This window comes from Microbacterium testaceum (assembly GCF_001476285.1).
In the GTDB taxonomy this organism is placed as follows: Bacteria; Actinomycetota; Actinomycetes; order Actinomycetales; family Microbacteriaceae; genus Microbacterium; species Microbacterium testaceum_B.
Map to the genome: position 1 here is coordinate 77428 of NZ_LDRU01000020.1, position 24270 is coordinate 101697.

Sequence of the window (24270 nt, forward strand, 5' to 3'; positions counted from 1 at the left end):
TCTCAGCCCTCGGCGAACCGCTCGAACAGGGGAGTGGCGTCGGGACTCTCCAGATCCGGGATGCCGTCATCGTCCGGGCCCGCGGTGAGCGGCCCACGCAATTGGTCGAGGAGCGCCGCGGAGTCGCCAGAATGACACGTCGACGTCGCGCGAAGCTCGAGGACGTCAGCGCTGAGCTCGGCGGCGAAGCCAGGGCTCAGGTCGACGCCCAGGAGCGCCACTCCCTCGCCGAGGTTGCGCGCCTCGATCGAAATGTCCGTGACGCTCGGACCGTACGACCGAGCGGGCTCGACCTGCCAGCCGTTCTCCGTCAGCCAGGACCGGAGCTGTTCCATCGTGGCCGGCCCCCGGTCGTGGAACGAGAACTCCGTGGGGAGCTTGCGTTGGAGGGAGAACTGATACCCGTCATCGCAGACGTGGGGGATATCGCCGTATTCTTCGACGCGCCACTCTCCGGCGTAGATCTGCCCCTGCACCTCAGCGACGGCTGCCTTGAACTCGAGATTCGCCGCCTTCGCCTGGGCGAAGCTCTCCTCACTGGCCGGTGAGTCCGGCGGTGAGGCCGTAGGGCCGACGCACCCGGACAGCAGAGTCACCACCGTCAGCGCGCTCACCGCGAGCACGAACGGTCTTGCTCGCTCGATCATCGATCCCATCCTGCCAAAACCGCGGGCCGCCGTGAGGCCCGCCAGACGAACGAAGACGCCCGCCCCCACGAAACGGCGGGGACGGGCGTCTTGCAGCGATCAGGCGGTCAGACCCCGAAGTACAGCTCGTACTCGAACGGGTGCGGACGCTGAGCGATCGGCTGGATCTCGTTCTCGATCTTGTACTCGATCCAGGTCTCGATGAGCTCCTCGGTGAAGACGCCACCGGCGAGCAGGAACTCGTGGTCGGCGCGGAGGGCCTCGAGCGAGTCGAGCAGCGAGTTCGGAACCTGCGGGATGTTCTTCGCCTCTTCGGCCGGGAGCTCGTAGAGGTCCTTGTCGACGGGCTCGTGCGGCTCGATGCGGTTCTTGATGCCGTCGATGCCGGCCATCAGCTGAGCGGCGAACGCGAGGTACGGGTTGCCCGAGGCGTCGGGGGCGCGGAACTCGATGCGCTTGGCCTTCGGGTTCGTGCCCGTGATCGGGATACGGATCGCCGCCGAGCGGTTACCGGCCGAGTACACCAGGTTGACCGGCGCCTCGAAGCCCTTCACCAGGCGGTGGTAGCTGTTGAGGGTCGGGTTGGTGAAGGCGAGCACGGCGGGGGCGTGAGCCAGGATGCCGCCGATGTACCAGCGGGCGATGTCGGAGAGGCCGCCGTAGCCGGTCTCGTCGTAGAACAGCGGCTTGCCGTCGTTCCACAGCGACTGGTGGGTGTGCATGCCCGAACCGTTGTCGCCGAAGAGCGGCTTCGGCATGAAGGTGGCGACCTTGCCCCACTCTTCAGCGGTGTTCTTGACGATGTACTTGAACTTCAGGATGTCGTCGGCCGCGTGCACCATGGTGTCGAAGCGGTAGTTGATCTCGGCCTGGCCGCCGGTGCCGACCTCGTGGTGGGCGCGCTCGAGGATGAGGCCCGCGTCGATCAGCTTGAGGCTGATGTCGTCGCGCAGGTCAGCCTGCTTGTCGACAGGAGAGACCGGGAAGTAGCCACCCTTGTAGGGCGTCTTGTTGGCGAGGTTTCCGCCCTCTTCGACGCGGCCCGTGTTCCAGGCGCCTTCCTCGGAGTCGACCGAGTAGAAGCTCGCGTTCTGCTTCACTTCGTAGCGGACGTCGTCGAAGATGTAGAACTCGGCCTCGGGAGCGAAGAAGGCGGTGTCGGCGATGCCGGTGGAGGCGAGGTACTTCTCAGCCTTCTTGGCGACCTGACGCGGGTCCTTCGAGTAGATCTCGCCGTTGCGCGGGTTGTAGATGTCGAAGACCATGACGAGCGTCTTCGCCTCGCGGAACGGGTCGAGGTACGCCGTCGTCACGTCGGGGATGAGCTGCATGTCCGACTCGTGGATGTTCGCGAACCCGCGGATCGACGAGCCATCGAACAGCTGTCCGACGGTGAAGAACTCCTCGTCGACGGTCGAGGCGGGGATGTTGAAGTGCTGCTGCACACCAGGAAGGTCCGTGAAACGGATGTCGAGGAACTTGACGTCCTCGTCCTGGATGAACTTCAGCACCTCGGACGAATCTTTGAACATGAAGACTCCAGAGGTAGAACATTCGGGATGGGCGGGCCGCGGCTCGCCTCCTCGACCATACCCAGAACCGGTGTCTCGGTCATATCTCGCATGTTTCAGAGATGTTACGCGGACCCGATTACGCTGGGGTCGTGACCGCTGCGACCGACAACGAATATCCGGGCCAGCGGCTCGGCCTTCCCCGCGAGGGTCGCGGCTCCATCGCCCGGCCCGGACGGCGGATCGCCGCCCTCCTGATCGACGTCGCGAGCGCCGGTCTCATCGGCTTCGCCTTCTTCTCGAGTCCCGATCCCGTGACGGGCGTGCCGTTCGCGAACCCGATCGCGACGAACCTCATCTTCTTCGCCGTGCAGATTCTGTTCATCCCGTTGATCGGCGGAAGCCCGGGGCACCGACTCATGGGGATGCGTCTCGAATTGGCATCCGGGGGATGGGTGGGCGTGTGGCGCCCGATCGTCCGCACGATCCTTCTGGCGCTGGTGATCCCCGCGGTCGTGTGGGACTCCGACCAGCGAGGTCTGCACGACAAGGCCGTCGGAACGGTTCTCGTCCGCAGCTGACAGCAGAAAGGCCCCGCGTCGGCGGGGCCTTTCTCGTGGGTCAACGGGGGCGCGGTGCCCGCATCTTGTTCGGGTCGACGCCCTTCGGGATCGGCAGCGAAGCCAGGCCCTGCGAGACCGAGGAGACGCGCTTGATGACGGCGGCCATCGTGGCGCGGTCGACCTTCTTCGGCAGCGACTTGATTCTCGAGGCGAGGTCCTTGATGGCGACCTCGTCCTCGCCGTGACCGACATAGAAGACCGTGATGGGAACGCCGGTGGCCACGCGCTGCACGCGGGCTCGCTCCTCACCCATCAGGCGGGAAAGACGCGTGCGCGAGCCCTCGCCGATGAGGACGACGCCGCCGCGGCCGATTGCACGGTAGACCGCTTCCTGCGTGCGGGGGTTCACGCCGATGGGCGTTTCCGACGCCTGCCAGTTGCGACCGAGCGACGACGACAGGACGTGGCCGGTGGCCCCCGGCATCCCGTCGATCTTCTTGTACATCGCGTGGGTCGACAGGCGCGTCATCGTGATCATCCCGCCCAGGATGCCGGCCAGCAGACCCGTGAAGCCCCACAGGATCACGCTCCAGACGGCGACCGGCGGGATGAGGAACCCGATCAGCACGCCGAGCGCGGCACCCACCAGCACGATGCCGGCCAGCGCGAACGGGAGCCAGCGGTACTCCTTCTGCGTGAAGGTGTAGAGCGTGCGAAGCTGCGAGAAGAATCCCGGACGCTTCTCGGGGGTGGTGGTACGAGCGGCCATAGGAACGATTCTATCTTCGCGCGTGACGCCGCCTCTCCTCCCCAGTCGGTCAATGCTCCGCTCTGTCCACGATCGCCCTCGTGAGCGCCGCGCTCGGTCACGGAAACGCGCACGATCGACGGATGACCGCGTCTGCCGCCCCGCCCGTCGTCGAACGCCTCGACGACTATCTCCACCGCCGCTCACGGAGCGGTCTTCCGCTGTCGCCCGGCGAGGTCGTGACCCTCGCGGTGGGTGTTCTGCGCGGATGCCATCACGCGGAAGACCGCTCCCATCGAGGGTTCTGGGCGCTGACGGCCCGGGGCTGTCCGACGCTGGTCGACGAGGGCGAGGGCGAGGGCGACGACATCCTGGCCGAGACGGCTCGCGTTCTCGCGCGCCTTGCGGACATGACCGATCGCGACGGACGTCCCCTCGTCGAGCGTGCACGGGAGACCGTGCTGACCCACCCTCCCCGCGCCTGGGAGGAGGGGGAACGACGACTCTTCGCGTGGGCCGCTCCTGTTCCTCTGGTCCTGGGCCCCCTTGCGCCGATCGCCGCAGTCGAGACCGGACCCCGGGAGGCTTCCGCGCCCTCGCCATCCGGCCTCCTCGCCGTCGTCGATGCGGACGTGGCGACCATGGTCGCCGAAGCCGTGCGCGACGTGCGTGAGAAGCTGCGCCGTGTCCGCCACCTCCGCTGGATCACGTTCGGCACCGTGGCGGTCGCCACCGCGCTCGTGCTCGGGTTGCTTCTTCCGTCCTCCGCACCGGCGTCGATTCCCGCCGGCAATCCCGGTCCGTCCGCCACCGGGTGGGCGAACGAGGAGATTCCGGATGCCACGTCTCCGGCGACGCCGACTCCGACCGGTCATCCGACGGTCCTCGAGCTCGGCGGTTCGACCCACCTCCTCGACGTACAGACCCGCACACCGGCGCCGTCGGAGAGCTCGGCGGACGGCGAGATCGTCGCCGCCGCGCGCGCACTGCTCGAGTCGTACGCGGCATGCGCCGGAGAGGCGGGGTGCGAGCAGCGCCTGAGAGAGGGTCGAGCAGCCGGCGACGACGAGACACCGATGGATCCGGCCGTCGCGGACATCGCCCTGGTCGATGACTTCGGGGGACTCGCCGTCGTCCGATTGGACGACGGGGGCCGACGCCAATATGTGACGCTCGTGCGCGACAAAGACCGATGGCTGGTCCGCGCCGTCAGATCGGGCACGGACCAGCCATCATGAGCCGGTTGCAGCGGGGATCAGATCCCGAGGTCTCCCTCGAACTGAGCCGCCTCGAGGCGTGCCTTCACCGCGCCGAGGAAGCGAGCGGCGTCCGCACCGTCGATGATGCGGTGATCGTAGGAGAGCGCCAGGTACACGTACGAGCGCACGGCGATCGCATCCTTGCCGTCGACCGAGACGACGCCCGGCTTCTTCACCACGGCACCGAGGCCGAGGATCGCCGACTGCGGCAGGAAGACGATGGGCGTGTCGAACAGCGCGCCGCGCGAACCGGTGTTGGTCAGCGTGAACGTGCCGCCGGCGAGCTCGTCGGGCTTCAGCTTGTTGTCGCGCGTGCGAGCCGCCAGATCGGCGATCTCGCGGGCGAGCTGAGCGATGTTCTTCTCACCGGCGTCCTTGACGACCGGCGTCAGCAGGCCACGCTCGGTGTCGACGGCGATCGCGACGTTCTCCTGGGCGGGGTAGACGATCTCGTCGCCCTCGACCGTCGAGTTGATGATCGGGAAGGCCTTGAGGGCCTCGATCGCCGCGATGGCGAAGAAGGGCAGGAACGAGAGCTTGTCGCCCGTCTTCTGCTGGAACTCGCCCTTGACACGGTCACGGAGCGCCGCGACCTTCGTCACGTCGACCTCGACGACGGTCGTGAGCTGCGCGGTGGCCTGCATCGACGCGACGGCGCGCTCGGCGATGACCTTGCGCAGACGCGACATCTTCTGCGTCGTACCGCGAAGCGGCGACACCTCGACAGGCGCAGGAGCAGACGGAGCAGCAGCCGCGGGAGCCGCCGTCGGAGCCGACTTCGCGGCCTCGGCCGCCTTCAGGACGTCTTCCTTGCGGATGCGTCCACCGACTCCGCTGCCCTTGACCGTGGTCAAGTCGACGCCCTGCTGCTGGGCGAGACGCCGGACGAGCGGGGTGACGTAGGTGACGTCATCGTTGGAGGAGGCCGCGGGCGCCTGCTCGGCGGGCTTCTCGGCGGCCGGAGCCGGGGCCTCGGCGGGCTTCTCGGCGGCGGGCTGCGGAGCGGCCTTTTCTTCCGCGGCGGGGGCGGGCTGCTCGGCAGGCTTCTCCTCGGCGGCCGGGGCCGGCGCAGGAGCCTCGGCAGGAGCGGGAGCACCGCTGCCGATGCGGGCGAGGGTGGCGCCGACGGCGACCGTCTCGTCTTCCTGGACGACGATCTCCTGGAGGGTTCCGGCGACCGGCGAGGGGATCTCGGTGTCGACCTTGTCGGTCGAGATCTCGAGCAGCGGCTCGTCCACGGCGACATCGTCGCCGACGGCCTTCAGCCAACGCGTGACGGTGCCTTCGGTGACGCTCTCACCGAGCTCGGGGAGCTTGACGTCCGTCGCGTCACCGGACGACGCCGGGGCGGGCTGCGCGGCTGCCGGCGCCTCGGCGGGGGCAGCCTCCTCGGCGGGAGCTTCCTCCTGCGCGGGAGCCTCCTCCTGAGCGGCGGGCGCGGCCTCGGACGCGGCGTCCGACGAACCGGCGCCGGACCCGTCGCCGATCTTCGCCAGCACGGCGCCGACCTCGACGGTCTCGTCTTCTTGCACGAGGATCTCTTCGATCACGCCCGAAACGGGCGAGGGGATCTCGGTGTCGACCTTGTCGGTCGAGATCTCCAGCAGACCCTCGTCCTCCTGGACGGTGTCACCGACCTGCTTCAGCCAGCGGGTGACCGTTCCCTCGGTCACGCTCTCGCCGAGAGCGGGGAGGACGACGGAAGTGCTCATGGATATGTCTCCTTCGTACCGGATGCGGTATCTAGCTTAGTGACCGGTTCGTGGTCAAAGTGCGTGCAGGGGCTTTCCGGCGAGAGCCAAGAAGGCTTCGCCGAGCGCCTCGCTCTGGGTGGGGTGCGCGTGGACGAACGGCGCGATGTCTTCCGGGTGGGCCTCCCAGCCCACCGCGAGCTGGGCCTCGGTGATCAGTTCGCCCACGCGGTCGCCCACGAGATGCGCACCGACGACCGGCCCGTCGACCCGCCGGACGATCTTGACGATCCCCGACGTTCCGATGATCTCACTCCGGCCGTTCCCGGCGAGGTTGTACTCGTAGGCGCGGACGGCCTCGGATCCGTAACGATCCTGTGCCTGGGCCTCGGTGAGACCGACGGACGCGACCTCCGGGTGCGAGTAGGCGACGCGAGGGACGTCGGAGTCGGAGACGAGCACGGGAGACAGGCCCGCGATCTCCTCCGCGACGAAGATGCCCTGCTGGAAGCCCCGGTGCGCCAGTTGCAGTCCGGGCACGATGTCGCCTACCGCCCAGACGTGGGCGGCCGCGGTGCGCAGACGTTCGTCGGTCTGCACGAAACCGCGGTCGAGGACGACGCCGGCCTCCTCGTAGCCGAGACCGGCGGTGGCCGGACCCCGGCCGACCGCCACCAGGACGTAGTCCGCCGACAGCTCCGCCCCGTCATCGAGGACCACGGTGATGCCGTGCTCGTCCTGTCGCGCCGAGTCGAATCGCCGACCGAGCCGGAACTCGATGCCCCGCTTGCGGAACGCGCGCTCGAGGGCCTTGCTGGATGCGACATCCTCCGCGGGCAGGAGGTGGGGGAGTGCCTCGACGATCGTGACGTCGACGCCGAAAGAGCGCCAGACGCTCGCGAACTCGACGCCGATGACGCCGCCGCCCAGAACGATGACGCGCTGCGGGACCACGTCGAGATCGAGAGCCTGCTCGCTGGTGAGAACGCGACCCCCGATCTCGAGACCGGGAAGGCTGCGGCTGTACGACCCCGTCGCCAGAATCACGTCGGCGCCCCGGTAGAGGTCCGCGCCGACGCGCACCGCGGGTCCGGCCTCGAGGGATCCCTCGCCGCGGACGACGCGGATGCCGCGCGCCGAGATCAGCCCCTCGAGCCCTTTGAACTTCTTGGCCACGATGCCCTCGCGGTAAGCGCGCACCCCGGCCGGATCGATGCCGGTGAGGCTCGCGTTCACGCCGATGCTCGCCGCATCGCGCGCCAAATCTGCGACCTCGGCCGCGTGCAGGAGGGCCTTGGTCGGGATGCAGCCCCGGTGCAGGCACGTGCCCCCGAGCTTGTCCTTCTCGACGAGGACCACGTCCTTGCCCAGCTCGGCGAGACGAAGGGCAGCGGCGTACCCACCGCTCCCACCCCCGAGGACGACGACGTCGGCGGAGTACTCGGTCATCGCGAGCTCGCCAGCAGCTCGACCAGCGAACGAACCGTCGCCGCCGTGACTCCCTTGTCGGTGTACCCGAACGGAGCACCCTTGTTCATGCCCACGCCCGCGATGTCGAGGTGCACCCACGGGATGCGGGGGGCGTCGGCCTCGTCCGAGACCCGGCCGACGAAGTGGCGGAGGAAGAGCCCCGCGAAGAGCGAGCCTCCCGCCGGGTCGCCGATCTTGGCGTTCTGCAGGTCGGCGATGGGCGAGTCGAGGTCGTCAACCATGTGCGCCGGGAGCGGCAGCTGCCAGGCGAGCTCCGAGGCGCGCGACGCGGCGGACAGGTACTCGGCGACAGCGTCGTCTTCGCCCATCACACCGGTGTGCCGGTTTCCGAGGGCGATCGTGATCGCGCCGGTGAGAGTGGCGACGTCGACGAGCAGATCAGGCCGCTCACGGCTCGCGGCAGCGAGGCCGTCGGCGAGCACGAGACGGCCTTCGGCATCCGTGTTCAACACCTCGACAGTGGTCCCGTCGAGCGTGCGGAGCACATCACCGGGACGCGTGGCCCGCCCCGACGGCATGTTGTCGGCAATGCAGAGCCACGCGCTCACGCGAACGGGCAGCGCCATCTCGGCCGCGGCCTTGAGCACCGCGAGGACCGTCGCCGCACCGCACATGTCGTACTTCATGCCGACCATCGAGGCGGCGGGCTTCAGCGACAGGCCGCCGGTGTCGAACGTGATGCCCTTGCCGACGAGGGCGACGTGACGCTGCGCCCCGGCGGGGGAGTAGTCGAGGCGGACGAGGCGAGGCGGGCGGTCCGAGCCTTGACCGACACCCAGGATGCCGCCGTACCCGCCGTCGCGGAGCGCTTCCTCGTCGAGCACCTCGACGTCGACGGGCAGACCGGCGACCGCCTCGACCGCCGCGTCGGCGAAGTCGGCGGGACCGAGCCACTCGGCGGGCGTGGTGACCAGATCCTTCACCAGAGCGACCGCGCCGGAGATGGCCGCCACGGCGACGACATCGTCGTCGGCCGGAGCGTCGGGCGAGTAGACCGTGACGCGCTGCGCGCGGGTCTTCGGCACCTCCTTTTTGTATCCGGCGAACCGGTAACCACCGAGGGCCGCCCCCTCGGCCAGCGGCCGCCATGCGGACGGCACCAGCGCCTGAACCGCGACGTGCTCGAAGCCCGTGAGCTGGCGCAGGCCCGCCCCCGCCGCGTCGCGGAGGGCGGCGGCGTCCGGATCGGTCCCTGCACCCACGACCGCGAGCGGCGTGGTGACGCCGGGCACGTGCACCCGCTGGAACGAGCCGGGAGCGCCGGTGAACCCCACGGCCGTCAGAGCGGCACCGAGTCCGTCCCACCCCACGGGGTCTGCACCTTCACCCACGGGCTTGGCGACCACCAGAAGAATCGCATCGGCATCGGACTCGCGCAGGGGGGCGCTTGTGTGCGCCACAGAAGGAAAGGGCATGCCGTCCATCCTAGGTTCGCGTGTGTTCGCTAGCAGCGGGACGCTCCGGACCCCGACGTCCGACCCGGCTCGTAAGCTGGAGGGCATGCCGTATTCCGCACCGCTGTACGATCGCGCACCCTCCGCGCCGCCGGTGCCCTCGGGGCTTCCCCTGGTGATCGCGCTCACGGGGTTCACCGACGCCGGCGGGGCTGTCACCCGGCTCGTCGAGTACTTCCGTAACGACCTGGAGCCCCACGCGGTCGTCGCGTTCGACAACGACACGCTGCTCGACTACCGCGCTCGGCGCCCTTTGATCACATTCGTCGAAGACCACCTCAGCGACTACCGGCCGCCGCGGCTCGAGCTGTCGCTCGCCCACGACTCCCTGGGCAGCCCCTTCCTTCTCTTGGCGGGATACGAACCGGACTTCCTCTGGGAAGCCTTCGCCGAGAGCGTCCTCGAGCTCAGCGCCGGGCTCCAGGTGTCGTCCGTGACGTGGGTGCACGCCATCCCGCTCCCCGTTCCGCACACGCGGCCGATCGGCACCACGGTCAGCGGCACGCGCTCCGACCTCGCCGAAGCGCACTCGGTCTGGCGCCCGCACACGCAGGTGCCCTCGACCGTCGGCCACCTGCTCGAGTACCGCTTCGCGGAGGCCGGCGCCAAGGTCGCCGGGTTCGCGCTGCTGGTTCCGCACTATCTCGCCGACACCGAGTACCCCGCTGCCACCCTCGCCGCCCTCGACAGCCTCACGGTGGCCACCGGACTCGTCTTCTCCGGAGAAGTGCTGCGCGAAGAGAACCGCGACTTCCTCACGAAGGTGACCGAGCAGGTCACCGCGAGCGACGAGCTGACGCGCATGCTGCAGGGCCTCGAGGAACGCTACGACTCATACATGGCCGGTTCCACCCAGGCGACGCCGATCATCCACACGGGCGATCTCCCCAGCGCCGACGAGCTGGCGGCCGAACTCGAGCGCTTCCTGGCATCCGGCCCGAGCGACGACGACCGGCGCGGGCCCCTCGGCTGATCCCGCTCCGCGCAGTCAGCACATCTGAAAGCGCTTCTCGCGGAATGCGAGGACGCGCCTCCGCGTTACTACGCATAGATCCCCGGTGCGCGTCAAGTCCCGCGTCGAGGATGTGAGACAATGAAGAACCTGACCCGTTGTCAACCGGTCCAGGAGCCCCGCTCCTCGGCTCCGGACTTGACAAGGGTCTTACTAGTGTCCGAGAACGACCGGCGGCCGTGCAACGTACGTTCCCGGTGAAAGGCGAAACGTGGCAGGCACGAACACCAAGACCCGCTCCCGGAGTGCGAAGGACACCGACCTCGACACTTCCGAGGAGACCGTGACGACGTCGACGAAGACGCCGGCGAAGAAGGCCCCCGCCAAGGCCAAGGCCACACCGGCGAAGGCCAAGACGAAGGCGAAGAAAGACGACGACCTCGAAGACGAAGAAGAGGTCGACGAAGAGGTTGATGTCGAGCTCGACACCGACGACGACACTGACGACGACGACGAGGCGAAGCCCGCGGCGAAGAAGTCCGACGACGACAGCGACGACGACGACGAGACCCCGGCGGCGCCCGCCGAGGCCCTGCCGACCGGCGCGATCGTCATCTCATCGAGCGACGAGGACGACGTTCCCGTTTACTCGGCGCAGATCACCGGCGCCACGGCCGACCCGGTCAAGGACTACCTGAAGCAGATCGGCAAGGTCCCGCTCCTGAACGCGGCCGAAGAGGTCGAGCTTGCGATGCGTATCGAGGCCGGCCTGTTCGCCGAAGAGAAGCTGTCGAACATGTCGGCGGCCGAGAAGACGAGCCAGCTGGGCCTCGACCTGCAGTGGGTCGCCCGCGACGGTCAGCGCGCGAAGAGCCACCTCCTCGGCGCCAACCTCCGTCTGGTCGTCTCGCTCGCCAAGCGCTACACCGGTCGCGGCATGCAGTTCCTCGACCTCATCCAGGAGGGCAACCTGGGCCTCATCCGTGCGGTCGAGAAGTTCGACTACACCAAGGGCTTCAAGTTCTCGACGTACGCGACCTGGTGGATCCGCCAGGCGATCACGCGCGCCATGGCCGACCAGGCTCGCACCATCCGCATCCCGGTGCACATGGTCGAGGTCATCAACAAGCTCGCCCGCGTGCAGCGCCAGATGCTGCAAGACCTCGGTCGCGAACCCACGCCCGAAGAGCTCAGCCGCGAACTCGACATGACCCCCGAGAAGGTCATCGAGGTGCAGAAGTACGGCCGCGAGCCCATCTCGCTGCACACGCCCCTCGGTGAAGACGGTGACAGCGAGTTCGGTGACCTCATCGAGGACACCGAGGCGGTCGTCCCCGCCGACGCGGTGGGCTTCACGATGCTGCAGCGTCAGCTCGAATCCCTCCTCGACTCGCTCAGCGAGCGTGAGGCGGGCGTGATCCGCATGCGCTTCGGCCTCGGCGACGGACAGCCCAAGACCCTCGACCAGATCGGCGACACGTTCGGCGTGACGCGCGAGCGGATCCGCCAGATCGAGTCGAAGACGATGGCGAAGCTGCGTCACCCGTCGCGCTCGCAGTCGCTCCGGGACTACCTCGAATGAGCGGCGAGGCCAACGCCGGCAAGGCGCTCACCCGTACCGTCGAGGGCACCTCGTACGCGCGCATCCCGATCCGCACGCGGGTCGTCATGCCGGGCGATGATCTCGACGCGTTCATCCTCGAGTACGCGAAGGATGCCGTGCAGCCGGGCGACCTGCTGTTCGTCACCGAGAAGATCGTCGCGATCACGCAGGGCCGCTCGTTCAAGCTCGACTCGATCAAGCCCCGCAAGCTCGCGCTCTTCCTCTCGAAGTACGTCACGCGCACGCCCTACGGCATCGGCCTCGGCATGCCCGAGACGATGGAGATGGCGCTGCGCGAGTGCGGCACGCCCCGCATCCTGTTCGCCGCGGCCGTCTCGGCCGTGACCAAGGCGTTCGGACGCAAGGGCGACTTCTACCGCATCGCGGGTGACAAGGCTCGCGCGATCGACGGCCCCACGAAGGGCACGATCCCGCCCTACAACCAGGCCGTGGTCCTCGGACCGGAGCGCCCCCGCGAGGTCGCCGCGCGTCTGAAGTCGCTGCTCGGCATCGACCTCGACGTCGCCGTCGTCGACATCAACGACCTCGGCGGGAACATCCTCGGGTCGACGCTCGACAAGGCCGGCGAGAAGCGTCTCGTCGCGATCCTCAAGGACAACCCGCTCGGCCAGGGACACGAGTCCACGCCGCTCGGCATCGTCCGCCCCAGCTGATCGAGTCATGCGACAAGGCCCGTCCCCTTCGCGGGGCGGGCCTTGTCGCGTTTCTGCATGCCACCACTCTCACTGCCCCAAGCCCACCGCGGGGATGATCTGCCGCAGATGCGCACGAACACCCGCCCCGGCCGCACATTCGCGGCACACGAGCGATCCCACCGGGAGCACGCGACGGTGACGTGCCGCAGATGTGCGGCAACGGCCCCGCCGAGCGCACATATGCGGCAAGTGAGCGGCGCGATGCGGTGACGCCGTGATGCGATGACGCCGCGATGCGATGACGCACAGCGACGACACGGGGCGTACGCGCCGCGCGCCATCGGGCTGATTGTCGCGGGCGGGGCCGGGGAGCGAGCACCCCCGGGGCCCTGGAACACAGCAGAACCCCGACCCGGTCGCAGGAGCGGGCCTCACGGCATCCGGAGTCAGAAACCGATCGCGGCCCGATAACGCGGCTTGTGACCGGTACGGATACCGGTGACGCTCGGCTTGTTCTCGTACACGCCCGCACCCCAGTTGCCCTCGACGAGCACGGGACCTTCGGGGCCGACGACGATGTCCCACCCGACGTACTGCACCTGCGGCACGACGCGGGCGACCTGGTCGACGAACGCCTTGACCTCGTCGATCATCGGCAGCTGGAAGTCGGCGATGCGCACGCCCGAGTCGGGGTGCAGCTCGTGGACGTGCCCGTGGGAGTCGTAGCCGGCCCCGAGGGCGTGGCCGTTCTCGTCGAGCATCGTGTAGAAGCCACCGAAGGTCATCTGGTCGCTGACCGCGCCGCGGCCGAACTTCTGCGCCATCGCGAGGATGTGCGTGGTCGAGCCGTCGAAGAACGCCGTGACGCGCGTGGTGTTGACGGTGCCGGGGCAAACGGCCGCGAGGTCGTCGTGCTGACGGATGACCTCTTCGACGAGGATCTCCCCGCGCTCGAGCAGACCGCGGTGGAACGCGTCCCAGTCCTCGACCTCGGCCGCGTGGTAGCGGTGCACGCCGGTGCCGGCCTGACCGACCGGCTCCTTCGTCACGATGGTGCCCAGGCGCTCGGTGAAGGTGCGCAGGTCGTCGGCGTTGTCGGCATCCACGACCATCCACTCACGGCGCAGGAAATCGCTGAACCGGCGGTCGAATTCCACCTTGTCCTGGAAGATCCCGCGGTAGTCCGGGTGGTCGTACTTCTGCGAGATCTGGTTCGACACCGGGTGCGTCATGTACGTCGCGCGTTCCGCGGGGGTGAGGATCGCGAAGTCGTAGTCGATGTAGTCCTGGAACCCGACGTTCTTCACGCCCGCCTGGTAGAGCATGTCGGCGACCACCAGCGGCAGGGACTTGCCGTGCTGCTCGGATGCTTCCTTCGCTCGCTCGACCACCGACCCGACGTCGATACGGCGGGCGCGTCCGGCGAGGTAGCGCAGACGGGTGACGGGGGAGAAGCCCTGCTTAGGCATGCACGCTCCGGGGTCGGGGATCACGGACCCCGTTAGTCTAGATGTGTGACCTCCACGCTCCCTGCTCGCGCGTCCGCCGCCGGGGGAGTCGCTCCGATCGCGTGGGTCTCCGAGGCTGCGCTGCGCCACAACGCGCCCCTGGCCGTGGGGGGTGACGACGACGTTCTCGCCGCCGACGCATGGGGTCACGGCGCCGAGTGGGTGGCATCCGTTCTCGCCGGACAAGGGATGGATGCCACGGCCCTCGACGCCCCGACCCTGTTCGGCCTGCCCGGAACGCGCGCGCGTCCCGTGATGTCGCTCCGCGGCCGAGCGCTGGGCACCAAGCCCCTCCTCCGCGGCGAGGGCGTGTCGTACGGGTACACGCACCGCGCGCCACGCGACACGACGGTCGCGTTGGTCACCGGGGGATACGCGCAGGGAGTCGTGCGCGCTCTCGGCAATGCCGTGACCGTGTCGATCGACGGACGTCGGCACCGGATCGTCGGTCGCGTGGCCATGGACGTCTCCGTCGTCGACGTCGGTGAGACGTCGATCGCTCGCGGAGCGGAGATCGTGTTCTTCGGCGACCCCGCGGCCGGTCACCCCTACCTCGAGGAGTGGACGGATGCCACGGGCTGGACCGCGGCCGAGATCGTCGCGGCCGTGGGCGTCCGCGCGGAACGGCGGGTCGCCGCGTGAGCGCCGAGTACCGCGTCGACCTCGACGCCTTCGCGCGAAACCTGCGCCGCGTGCGCGACGCGGTGGCCCCGGCGCAGCACATGTTCGTCGTGAAGGACGATGCGTACGCGCACGGTCTCGACGTGCTGGTCCGTCGCGCCTGGAACGAGGGCGTGCGATGGTTCGGAGCCTTCGACGTGGTCACCGGCGCGGCGGTCCGGGCGGCGACGGGACCGGATGCGCGCATCTTCGTGTGGCTCATCGGCGGGGCCGATGACCTGGCCGCGGGGATCGCGGCCGACCTCGACCTGGGCATCGGAGACCAGGCGCTCCTCGACGACCTCGCCGCTCTCGACGCCCGGGACGTCGCCCGCGTGCACCTCAAGATCGACACGGGTCTCCACCGCAACGGCATCCGTCCCGAGGCATGGGACGCGGCTCTTGTCCAGACGTCTGACCTCGTGGCCGCGGGGCGCGCCCGGTTCGAGGGCATCTGGTCGCATATCTCGGAAGCCTCGGATGCCGATGACGACGACGCCCGCGCGCTGTTCCTCTCCGCGCGGGAGGCGGCGCGCACGGCCGGTTTGGAGCCGCGCTTCTCGCACCTGGCCGCCAGTGCGGCGGGTTTCGCCCGGGGCGAGTTCCGCGAAGACCTGGTGCGCGTCGGTGCGTTCTCCTACGGCATCCGGCCTACGGGAGGACCGCATGAGGCAGAACTGGGGATCGAGCCGATCTCCACGCTCGTCGCGACCGTGACCGCCGCGAATCCGGAGCGCGTGCTCCTCGATGTCGGGAGCCTGCACGGTCTGCCGAGCGCCCTGTCGGGCCGCTTCGACGTCGCGACGCCCGCCGGTCCTCGCCGGGTGGAGGCGATCGGTCTCACCTCCCTCACCGTCGCGCCGTGGGACGCGGTCGTCGGCGAGACGGTCCCCGTCTTCGGCCGCGGCGCGCTGGCGAGCGCGACCGACCTCGCGGAGCTGATCGACACGATCGGCGAGGAGATCGCTCTTCGCGTTTCGCCCGTCGTTCCTCGCACGTACGCGGGGCAGTTGGGCTGACGACACAGAAAAGGCCCCGTCCGCTCCTGTCGGAGCGACACCGGGGCCCGTTCTGAGGGAGTCTCAGTCGGCAGCGTGGAGACGCGCGGTCTCGTCGTGCCACGAGGTGGCGACGCTGCGCAGCTTCTCTTCGTACTTGCGGCCGTGGTGCGCGCAGAACAGCAGCTCGCTGCCGTTGACCTCGGCGGCGATGTACGCCTGCGCGCCGCAGGAGTCACAGCGATCCGCCGCCGTCAGGCGGTGGTCGAGAACGGACGCTTCGGGTGCGGTCGTGGTGGTCATCTCGGGTGCCCTCCTCAAGTGGTCGTTGGGCGAGTCTCCATATACAACCACGCGGATGTTTCCCCTATGCCGCGGCTTGATCACATTTCGCTGTGCGCGTACGGTGACCCGACCGTGCTGTGTGTCTGGCAGGGGATGTCGGTGGGCCCCGATTACGCTGGGAAATCGTGACGTCCGAGTACTCCGCCCATCATCTCCAGGTCCTCGAGGGCCTCGAAGCCGTCCGCAAGCGCCCGGGCATGTACATCGGCTCCACCGATTCGCGCGGTCTGATGCACTGCCTGTGGGAGATCATCGACAACTCGGTCGATGAAGCGCTCGCCGGGCACGGCAGCCGCATCGACATCGTCCTCCACGCCGACGGCAGCGTCGAAGTGCGCGACCGTGCCCGCGGCATCCCGGTCGACGTCGAGCCCCGGACCGGGCTCACCGGCGTCGAGGTCGTCTTCACCAAGCTCCACGCCGGCGGCAAGTTCGGCGGCGGTTCGTACGCGGCATCCGGAGGCCTGCACGGTGTCGGCGCCTCGGTCGTGAACGCGCTGTCGGAGCGTCTCGACGTCGAGGTCGATCGTGCGGGCAAGACGTACGCCATGTCCTTCCACCGCGGCGAACCGGGCCTGTTCGCGGGCGACACGCCCGACTCGGCCTTCACGCCCTTCGAGCGCAGCAGTGAGCTGCGCGTCGTCGGCAAGGCCCCACGCGGTGTCACCGGTACCCGCATCCGATACTGGGCCGACCGACAGATCTTCACCAAGGACGCGGCCTTCGGCCTCGACGAGCTCGTCCAGCGCGTTCGCCAGACGGCGTTCCTCGTGCCGGGACTCGAGATCGTGGTGCTCGACGAACGCGGTGACGAGAAGGTCGAGACGAGCTACCGCTTCGACGGCGGGATCTCGGAGTTCGCGGACTTCCTCGCCCCCGACGCGGCCGTGACCGACACGTGGCGTCTCACGGGCACCGGCACGTTCACCGAGACGGTGCCCGTTCTCCAGCCCGGTGGGTCGATGATCCCGACCGAGGTGCAGCGCGAGTGCGAGGTCGACATCGCGGTTCGGTGGGGCACCGGCTACGACACCACGACCCGGTCGTTCGTCAACATCATCGCCACGCCCAAGGGCGGCACGCACCAGCAGGGCTTCGAGCAGGGCCTCATGAAGGTGCTGCGCGCGCAGGTCGAGCAGAACGCGCGCAAGCTCAAGGTCGGCAACGACAAGATCGAGAAGGACGACCTTCTCGCCGGTCTCACGGCGGTGCTGACCGTCCGCCTCCCCGAGCCGCAGTTCGAAGGCCAGACCAAAGAGGTGCTGGGCACTCCCGCGGTGCGTCAGATCGTGGCATCCGTGGTCCAGAAAGAGCTCGCGGCTCGCTTCGCCTCACCCAAGCGCGACGACAAGACGCAGACGGCTCAGCTGCTCGAGAAGATCGTCTCCGAGATGAAGGCGCGCATCTCCGCGCGCACCCACAAAGAGACCCAGCGGCGCAAGAACGCCCTCGAGTCGTCGTCGCTGCCGTCGAAGCTGGTGGATTGCCGCTCGAACGACGTCGACAATTCCGAGCTGTTCATCGTCGAAGGAAACTCGGCGCTCGGCACCGCGCGCGACGCCCGCAACAGCGAGTACCAGGCGCTGCTGCCGATCCGCGGCAAGATCCTGAACACGCAGAAGGCCTCGATCAGCGACATGCTGAGCAACGCCGAGTGCGCCTCGATCATCCAGGTCATCGGCGCGGGGTCGGGGCGCTCCTTCGATCTCAGCGCGGCGCGCTACGGCAAGATCATCCTCATGAGCGACGCCGACGTCGACGGCGCGCACATCCGCACCCTGCTGCTGACGCTGTTCTTCCGCTATATGCGGCCGCTCGTCGAGGCCGGCCGGGTGTTCGCCGCCGTGCCGCCACTGCACCGCGTCATCGTGATGAACCCCGGCTCCAAGCCGAATGAGACGATCTACACCTACAGCGAGCAAGAGCTGCACGCCCTGCTCGCGCGTCTGAAGAAGGCGAACAAGCGCTGGCAGGAGCCCATCCAGCGGTACAAAGGCCTCGGAGAGATGGATGCCGATCAGCTCGCGACCACCACGATGGACCGTGCCGGGCGCACCCTGCGACGCGTCCAGGTGAAAGACATGGAGGGCGCCGCGCAGGTGTTCGACCTGCTGATGGGTAGCGAGGTCGCGCCCCGCCGCGAGTTCATCGTCGACTCGAGCGACCGGCTGGCGCGGGAGAGCATCGACGTCTGACGGCGGAGTCCCCGGGCGTCGTGGCTGCCGCAGGTCAGGGTCATGCTGTCCTGTCCTGCGGAGCCGGACACCGACACCGAAGGATCGTGCTGTACCGTCTCGCGGACACCGGTGCAGACGCCGAAGGTCGCGCCGTACCGCCCTGCGGAGTCGGGGCCGGAAACGCCGCAGCCGCCGCGCGCGGAGCGGGGAGTCACCCTTCGGATCCGCACGAGGGAGCCGCTGTACGCATCGGTCAGCTACCCGCCGGATATCCGCACGGCGGCCCAGCCCGCCGACACGACGATCAGCGGACGACGGTGCCGATCGCGGCGATCGCGGCGTCGAGAGGCTGACCCGACGCGTCGCGCTTGGCGCCCGCCTCGGGGAGCGTCCGAACGGACCCGTCGGCTCCCACCGCACGCGGCTCGCTGCCGACCCAGGCGAGAACCAGCGCGTCCTCCCCGCGGAGCAACCGCTGCGCGCGCACGCCGCCGGTGGCACGACCCTTCGCGGGGAACTCGCTGAAAGCCGACACCTTGGCACTGCCGGCGTCGGTTCCGGGCAGTGCCGCCGACGAGCCGGCGATCGTCACCACGACGGCGTCGAAGGCCGAGGCCCCCACGACCGCGAACGCGATCACGCGCGCACCGTCTGAGAGACGGATGCCGGCCATGCCGCCGGCCGAGCGTCCCTGCGGCCGCACGGACGAGGCGTCGAAGCGCAGCAGCTGAGCGTCGCTGGCCACGAACACCAGTTCGGCGTTGTCGCCCGCGAGAGCCGCGCCGACCACCCGGTCCCCGTCGCGGAGCCCGATGATCTCCATCTCGTCCTTCGCGCCGATCTCCCTCGCGGCGACCCTCTTCACGACCCCCTGCGCGGTGCCGAGGGCGATGATCGCCTGATCGCCGAGCGGGACGAGCGCGACGACCTCTTCGCCCTTGCCGAGGGTCAGGTACTGACCCACCTTCGTACCCGCGGCCACCTGCACCGAGTTTGCGGGCACCGAGGGCAGGTCGACCGGCGAGAAGCGCACGAGACGGCCTGCCGAGGTCACCGCCCCGATGTCTCCGCGCGTGGTCGTGTCGACCGACGAGCGGATCGCGTCGTGCTTCGAGCGGCGCGTCGGAGCGACCACACCCCCGCCTGGTGCGTCGGCGACCAGTTCGGCGCGCACCATGCGCCCGGTGGCCGAGAGGTACACGCGGCACGGGGCGTCGGCGATCTGCAGGTCCGCCGCAGCAGCTGCCTTCGTGGAGCGCGGTTGCACCGGCCCGCCGTTCAGCAGCATGGTGCGCCGCGGGGTGCCGTACGCCTCTGCGGCGGCATCCAGCTCCCGCGCCACCTGCTGGCGCAGCAGCGTCTCGCTGCCCAGCAGCTCGACGAGCTCGGCGATCTCGGCGTTCAACTGGTCGCGCTCGGCCTCGAGCTCGATGCGCGAGAACTTCGTGAGGCGCCGCAGGCGCAGCTCGAGGATGTACTCGGCCTGGGGGTGCGAGAGGTCGAACACCTCTTGCAGACGCGTGCGCGCCGCCTCGCCGTCATCGGACGAGCGGATGACCTGGATGACCTCGTCGATGTCGAGGATCGCGATGAGCAGGCCCTCGACGAGATGCAGGCGCTCACGCTTGCGCGCCAGGCGGTACTCGCTGCGCCGCGTGACGACGCGGATGCGGTGGTCGAGGTACACACGCAGCAGGTCGCGAAGCCCGAGCGTCTGCGGTTGCCCGTCGACGAGGGCGACGTTGTTGATGCCGAACGAGTCCTCGAGCGGGGTCAGGCGGTAGAGGTGCTCGAGCACGGCCTTCGGGTCGAACCCGGTCTTGATGCCGATGACGAGGCGCAGACCGTGGTGACGGTCGGACAGGTCGGTGACGTCGGCGATGCCCATCAGCTTCTTGGCTTGAACGGCATCCTTGATCTTCTCGATGACGCGCTCGGCTCCGACGAGGTAGGGCAGCTCGGTGATGACGATGCCGGTGCGGCGCGGGCCGAGCGACTCGATCGAGGCCTTCGCCCGCGTCCGGAAGGTGCCGCGACCGCTGGTGTAGGCGTCTTTGATCCCGTCGAGGCCGACGATGATGCCGCCCGAGGGGAGGTCGGGGCCCGGGACGAACTCCATGAGCTCCTCGACCGTGGCATCCGGATTCTGCAGCAGGTGCGTCGCCGCGCCCACCACTTCGATCAGGTTGTGCGGCGCCATGTTCGTGGCCATGCCGACCGCGATACCGGTCGCGCCGTTGACCAGCAGGTTGGGAAATGCCGCCGGCAACACCTCGGGCTGCTGGAACTGTCCGTCGTAGTTGGGGATGAAGTCGACGACGTCTTCGTCGAGGTTCTCGGTCAACGCGAGGGCCGGGGGAGCAAGTCGGGCCTCGGTGTAGCGCGAGGCCGCGGGGCCGTCGTCGAGCGAGCCGAAGTTGCCGTGTCCGTCGACGAGCGGCACCCGCAGCGTGAAGTGCTGCGCGAGACGCACGAGCGCGTCGTAGATGGGGGCGTCGCCGTGCGGGTGGAGCTTTCCCATCACCTCGCCGACGACACGGGCGCTCTTGACGTGCCCCCGATCGGGCCGCAGACCCATCTCGGCCATCTGGTAGAGGATGCGGCGCTGCACCGGCTTCAGACCGTCGCGGGCATCGGGAAGAGCGCGCGAGTAGATCACCGAGTAGGCGTACTCGAGGAACGACCCCTGCATCTCGGCGGAGACATCGACATTCTCGATGCGCTCGGACACGGGGGAGGAAGAACGGGAATCGGGCATGGATGCGGCCTCGGGTCGGGCGGGCGTCACGTCAGGACGGGGATCGGGAGCCGTGTGGAAGACTTGCTCCGATGTCTCTCAGCCTACCGGCGGACCCGCCGCGTTCCCGGAGCCTCACCGGTGTGGTGGAGCAGTCGATCGCCGCCCTCGAGGGACGCTCGGACTGGTTCGCCCCCGCGCGCAGCGCGGTCGTCTTCGTCGTCGACGGTCTCGGCGCCCACAACCTCGCCGCCCGGCGGGGGCACGCGCGCTTCCTCGGTTCGACGGGGGGTCGCCGCGACGTCGCGCGCACGGTCTTCCCCTCCACGACGGCGGCGGCCCTGACGAGCCTGCTCACCGGCACCGACCCGGGCACGCATGGGATCGTCGGGTATCGCGCCCGCATCCCCGGCACCGACGTCGCGCCGAACCAACTGCACGGCTGGGAGACCGACGGCCTCGACCCGAGAACCTGGCAGCGCAGCGAGCCGCTGTTCGAACGCGAGGTCGCGAGCGGTCGGCCGTGCTTCGTCGTCTCCCGACCGGAGTACACGCGGACGGGATTCACCGCGGCCACCCTCCGCGGGGCCGAGTTCGTCGCGTCGAACGACCTCGCCGAGCGTGCCGCGACGGCGGCCGATCTGGCGGCGCGCCACCCCGGTGCGCTGGTCTACCTCTATGCGCCGGAGCTCGACACCGCCGGACACCGCGACGGCACCGAGTCCGATCGCTGGATCACCGCGCTCGAGCGCGTCGACGCCGCGGCCCAGCTGCTCGCCTCCACCGCCGATGCGACCACCGGCATCCTGATCACCGCCGATCACGGAATGGTCGACGTCCCCGCCCGTCGACACGTGCTCCTCGGCGACGGCGACCCGCTGGTCGACGGGGTCGCCCTCCTCGGCGGCGAACCGCGGATGTTGCACCTCTACGCGGAGCCCGGGCGAGCGGATGCCGTGGCCACGGCGTGGCGAGAGCGCGAGCACGCGCGGGCCTGGGTGCTCACCCGTGACGAGGCGATCGCGGCGGGCCTTTTCGGCACCGTGGCGGATGACGTCCGCGAGCGGATCGGCGACGTCGTCGTCGCCGCGCGAGGGCGCTACGCGTACTACGACGACCGCGAGACCGACAAACGCCCGCAGAGCATGGTCGGGCAGCACGGATCCCTCACCGACGAGGAGCGGACGGTCCCGCTCCTGCGCCTCGGCGCGTTCGCCTGAGCCCGCTCAGCTCTCGTCGGAGCGCGCCCCGAACACGATCTCGTCCCACGAGGGCATCGACGGGCGGCCCTTGGCCCGGCGACCCGCGTCGTTGCCCGACGCCGCGGGGCCGGACGAGGAGGCGTTCTCGGGCTCGGGCGCCGGCTCGACGGCCGGGTCGCTGTAGCCCGGTTCGACGGCGTCGAAGAGCGCGACCGGTGCGCCCACAGGGCGCGGGGCCGGGGCCTCGGGCGCGGTGGTTCCGGGCAGCGGCTCGCGCTGGCCGCGCCGACGGCGGAGAGCCTCGAGAAGGTCGGCGGTCTCCGACGATGTCACCGGCACATCGGGCGCGCGCTTGATCGCCGCCGCCTGTACGGCTGCCGCCACGGGTCCGGTGGCCTCGACGCCCGGCTCGTCTTCGATGTCGATCTTGCGCGGGCCGAACGACCCGCTGTCGAAGCGCGACTCGTCCTTGGGGAGCGGGCTGTCCAGGGCGCGCAGTCGTGGGATGAGGCCCTCGGGAAGCGACCCCTGGCGTGACAGCTGGATCGCGTCGGCGTTCTGAGGCGAGAGCGTGCTGCGGCGGGGGTCGAAGCTCCAGCGGGCATCGTGATCGATGCCGTTCGCCGTGAACTCGAGCTTGACCATCCAGCCGGACGATTCCTTCCAGCTGGTCCAGCGTTCCGCGGAAGCGCCGGCCTCACCGAGCTTCGCGCGCACGGCGGTGCCGAAGGTGATGGGGGAGTCGTGTTCGAGAGCGCCCCCGAGAAGCACGGGCACGGCCAGCGCCTGGGCGACGACATGCTCGCGCTCGGCCAGCACCGGACCCTCGAACCGCTCCACGTCCTCGACGCGGGCGTTCAGCAGGGTCGCGACCTCACGGGCGGTGAGGCCGGAGCGGATGTGCGCCTGGATCTCGCGCGGGCTGGGGCGGGGTCCACGATCGTCGTCTTCACGGTCGCGACGGGCCCGACGCGCTTGCACGCGCATCACCTCGTCGAGGGCGAGAGCGAATCGTTCACCCGATTCGGTCGCGACGACGAGGACGTCATCTTCGGTTCCGATGACTTTGAGCTGCTCCATGCGAAACACCCCTCCGATCTGCGGTCGACGCCCATGCTGACACGGCCGTTCCCCGGTTCCGGGAATATCGCGGGCGCGCCGCGAGTTTCACGCCTCGCCCGAAACGCAACCCGCCTCGCGAGCATTTGCTTATCGAGGTCGGGTCATGCAAACTATGGCCGCCCGATCGGGTACCCGACGGCGCACAGCACCACAATCACCGGAAGTAGAGACCAGCACGCATGGCCACCGATTACGACGCACCGCGCAAGACCGAGGACGACAGCGAGTCGATCGAGGCCCTCAAGGAGCGCGTGCCTGACAAGACGTCGGGATCGATCGACAACGAGGATGCCGACAACCCCTCGGGCTTCGAACTCCCCGGGGCCGATCTGTCCGACATCGAACTCGACGTCGTCGTCCTCCCGCCGCAGGAAGACGAGTTCACGTGCATGAACTGCTTCCTCGTCAAGCACCGCTCGCAGATCGACCACGAGAGCGGCAACGGCTTCATCTGCGCGGAGTGCGCAGCCTGAGCTGAGCACGCTGGATCGCCGCAACGAGGCGATCCGGCGTCCGGGTGGACACCACCCACGAAGGAGTCGGATCCTCGGGGTCGGTCACGGGAACCGTGACGACCCCGTCGATGCCGCCCCGGATCACATGCCACGCCCGATGGTCGAGACCACTCCCTCGGGCCGTGCGAGCGGCGTCGCCCTCGACGCCGAACGGCTCTCCGAGCAGCTCGACGGGGATGTGCGCACGGCCGGCGTGCAGCTCGCCCTCGCGGATCTCGACGACAGGGGAGATCGCCAGGAGGCCGACCACGATCGCGACCGACACGACCAGCCCGATGAAAAGGGCGAGGGTCGTGTTCAGAGGCGAGAAGACGACGGCGGCCATGGGGCCGCAGACGGCCGCGGCGACCAGCGCCCACAGCGACGGGCTGAGGCGCTCTCGGTACTCGACTCCGGTGCGGATGCCGCACCCCCTCTTCTGCATTACCCTC

The 24270-nt window shown here is 69.2% G+C and carries 21 protein-coding genes; 10 read left to right on the plus strand and 11 right to left on the minus strand.

Translation table 11 applies throughout. The annotated features are described in order from the left end of the window. Positions 1–2: 2 nt before the first annotated feature. Entirely contained in the window at positions 3–647 is a 645-nt protein-coding gene (locus tag NS283_RS04300) for a hypothetical protein (RefSeq protein ID WP_058595646.1), read from the minus strand. 107 nt (positions 648–754) lie between these two features. Continuing rightward, positions 755–2179, minus strand: a complete 1425-nt coding sequence (gene glnA / locus NS283_RS04305; RefSeq protein WP_058595647.1) for a type I glutamate--ammonia ligase — start codon at positions 2177–2179, stop codon at positions 755–757. Positions 2180–2280: 101 nt separating this feature from the next. Between glnA and NS283_RS04310 the strand changes: the two genes are divergently transcribed. Beyond that, the gene (locus tag NS283_RS04310) at positions 2281–2739 is read left to right on the plus strand and encodes an RDD family protein (RefSeq protein ID WP_058595648.1); all 459 of its coding nucleotides are present in this window, start codon (positions 2281–2283) and stop codon (positions 2737–2739) included. 40 nt (positions 2740–2779) lie between these two features. Here NS283_RS04310 and NS283_RS04315 read toward each other — a convergent pair whose 3' ends face one another. Further along, positions 2780–3490, minus strand: coding sequence for a DUF4191 domain-containing protein (locus tag NS283_RS04315; RefSeq protein ID WP_058595649.1), 711 nt, complete (start codon positions 3488–3490; stop codon positions 2780–2782). Between the two features lie 122 nt (positions 3491–3612). Between NS283_RS04315 and NS283_RS04320 the strand changes: the two genes are divergently transcribed. After that, entirely contained in the window at positions 3613–4707 is a 1095-nt protein-coding gene (locus NS283_RS04320; protein WP_153003278.1) for a hypothetical protein, read from the plus strand. Between the two features lie 17 nt (positions 4708–4724). On the opposite strand, the gene sucB is transcribed toward NS283_RS04320, so the two are convergent. From sucB to NS283_RS04335, 3 genes are read right to left on the minus strand one after another with little or no spacing between them, the layout of a single operon-like run. Further along, positions 4725–6440, minus strand: a complete 1716-nt coding sequence (sucB, locus tag NS283_RS04325; RefSeq protein WP_058595651.1) for a 2-oxoglutarate dehydrogenase, E2 component, dihydrolipoamide succinyltransferase — start codon at positions 6438–6440, stop codon at positions 4725–4727. 54 nt (positions 6441–6494) lie between these two features. Further along, entirely contained in the window at positions 6495–7868 is a 1374-nt protein-coding gene (lpdA, locus tag NS283_RS04330) for a dihydrolipoyl dehydrogenase (protein ID WP_058595652.1), read from the minus strand. Further along, a complete protein-coding gene (locus tag NS283_RS04335) occupies positions 7865–9325 on the minus strand; it encodes a leucyl aminopeptidase (protein WP_058595724.1) in 1461 nt (486 codons plus the stop codon). The genes lpdA and NS283_RS04335 overlap by 4 nt, the downstream gene beginning before the upstream one ends. An 85-nt stretch (positions 9326–9410) precedes the next feature. Here NS283_RS04335 and NS283_RS04340 point away from each other — a divergent pair, with 85 nt between their 5' ends. From NS283_RS04340 to NS283_RS04350, 3 genes are all read left to right on the plus strand, one after another. Then, entirely contained in the window at positions 9411–10337 is a 927-nt protein-coding gene (locus NS283_RS04340) for a proteasome assembly chaperone family protein (protein WP_058595653.1), read from the plus strand. Positions 10338–10587: 250 nt separating this feature from the next. After that, positions 10588–11898 (plus strand): RNA polymerase sigma factor, encoded by a 1311-nt coding sequence (locus NS283_RS04345; protein WP_058595654.1) that lies wholly within the window; start codon positions 10588–10590, stop codon positions 11896–11898. Next, a complete protein-coding gene (locus NS283_RS04350) occupies positions 11895–12593 on the plus strand; it encodes a coenzyme F420-0:L-glutamate ligase (RefSeq protein WP_058595655.1) in 699 nt (232 codons plus the stop codon). Before NS283_RS04345 ends, NS283_RS04350 begins: the two co-directional genes overlap by 4 nt. Before the next feature lie 428 nt (positions 12594–13021). Here the strand turns inward: NS283_RS04350 and NS283_RS04355 are convergent, their stop codons facing one another. Then, positions 13022–14044 (minus strand): sugar-transfer associated ATP-grasp domain-containing protein, encoded by a 1023-nt coding sequence (locus NS283_RS04355; protein WP_058595725.1) that lies wholly within the window; start codon positions 14042–14044, stop codon positions 13022–13024. A 45-nt stretch (positions 14045–14089) separates the two neighbouring features. Here NS283_RS04355 and NS283_RS04360 point away from each other — a divergent pair, with 45 nt between their 5' ends. Further along, positions 14090–14725, plus strand: a complete 636-nt coding sequence (locus NS283_RS04360) for an alanine racemase C-terminal domain-containing protein (protein ID WP_058595656.1) — start codon at positions 14090–14092, stop codon at positions 14723–14725. Then, positions 14722–15762 carry an alanine racemase gene (locus tag NS283_RS04365; protein ID WP_058595657.1) on the plus strand — a complete coding sequence of 347 codons (1041 nt, stop codon included), beginning with the start codon at positions 14722–14724 and terminating at the stop codon, positions 15760–15762. Before NS283_RS04360 ends, NS283_RS04365 begins: the two co-directional genes overlap by 4 nt. A gap of 63 nt (positions 15763–15825) precedes the next feature. Here NS283_RS04365 and NS283_RS04370 read toward each other — a convergent pair whose 3' ends face one another. Next, on the minus strand, positions 15826–16044 hold the full coding sequence (locus NS283_RS04370; RefSeq protein WP_058595658.1) for a DUF7455 domain-containing protein: 219 nt from the start codon (positions 16042–16044) through the stop codon (positions 15826–15828). A 164-nt stretch (positions 16045–16208) separates the two neighbouring features. Between NS283_RS04370 and NS283_RS04375 the strand changes: the two genes are divergently transcribed. Next, on the plus strand, positions 16209–18281 hold the full coding sequence (locus tag NS283_RS04375) for a DNA gyrase/topoisomerase IV subunit B (protein WP_153001245.1): 2073 nt from the start codon (positions 16209–16211) through the stop codon (positions 18279–18281). Positions 18282–18567: 286 nt separating this feature from the next. On the opposite strand, the gene NS283_RS04380 is transcribed toward NS283_RS04375, so the two are convergent. Continuing rightward, positions 18568–21021 carry a DNA gyrase/topoisomerase IV subunit A gene (locus NS283_RS04380; protein ID WP_058595660.1) on the minus strand — a complete coding sequence of 818 codons (2454 nt, stop codon included), beginning with the start codon at positions 21019–21021 and terminating at the stop codon, positions 18568–18570. Positions 21022–21092: 71 nt separating this feature from the next. On the opposite strand from NS283_RS04380, the gene NS283_RS04385 reads away from it, so the two are divergent. After that, entirely contained in the window at positions 21093–22220 is a 1128-nt protein-coding gene (locus NS283_RS04385) for an alkaline phosphatase family protein (protein ID WP_058595661.1), read from the plus strand. Positions 22221–22226: 6 nt separating this feature from the next. Here NS283_RS04385 and sepH read toward each other — a convergent pair whose 3' ends face one another. Beyond that, a complete protein-coding gene (gene sepH / locus NS283_RS04390; RefSeq protein ID WP_058595662.1) occupies positions 22227–23282 on the minus strand; it encodes a septation protein SepH in 1056 nt (351 codons plus the stop codon). A 221-nt stretch (positions 23283–23503) separates the two neighbouring features. On the opposite strand from sepH, the gene NS283_RS04395 reads away from it, so the two are divergent. Next, positions 23504–23797: a DUF4193 domain-containing protein gene (locus NS283_RS04395; RefSeq protein ID WP_013586557.1), complete on the plus strand. Its 294-nt coding sequence runs from the start codon at positions 23504–23506 to the stop codon at positions 23795–23797. Here NS283_RS04395 and NS283_RS04400 read toward each other — a convergent pair. Next, complete coding sequence (locus tag NS283_RS04400; RefSeq protein WP_058595663.1) at positions 23772–24263, minus strand: DUF3093 domain-containing protein; 492 nt, start codon at positions 24261–24263, stop codon at positions 23772–23774. The two genes, NS283_RS04395 and NS283_RS04400, sit on opposite strands and share 26 nt — an antisense overlap. Positions 24264–24270: the final 7 nt, after the last annotated feature.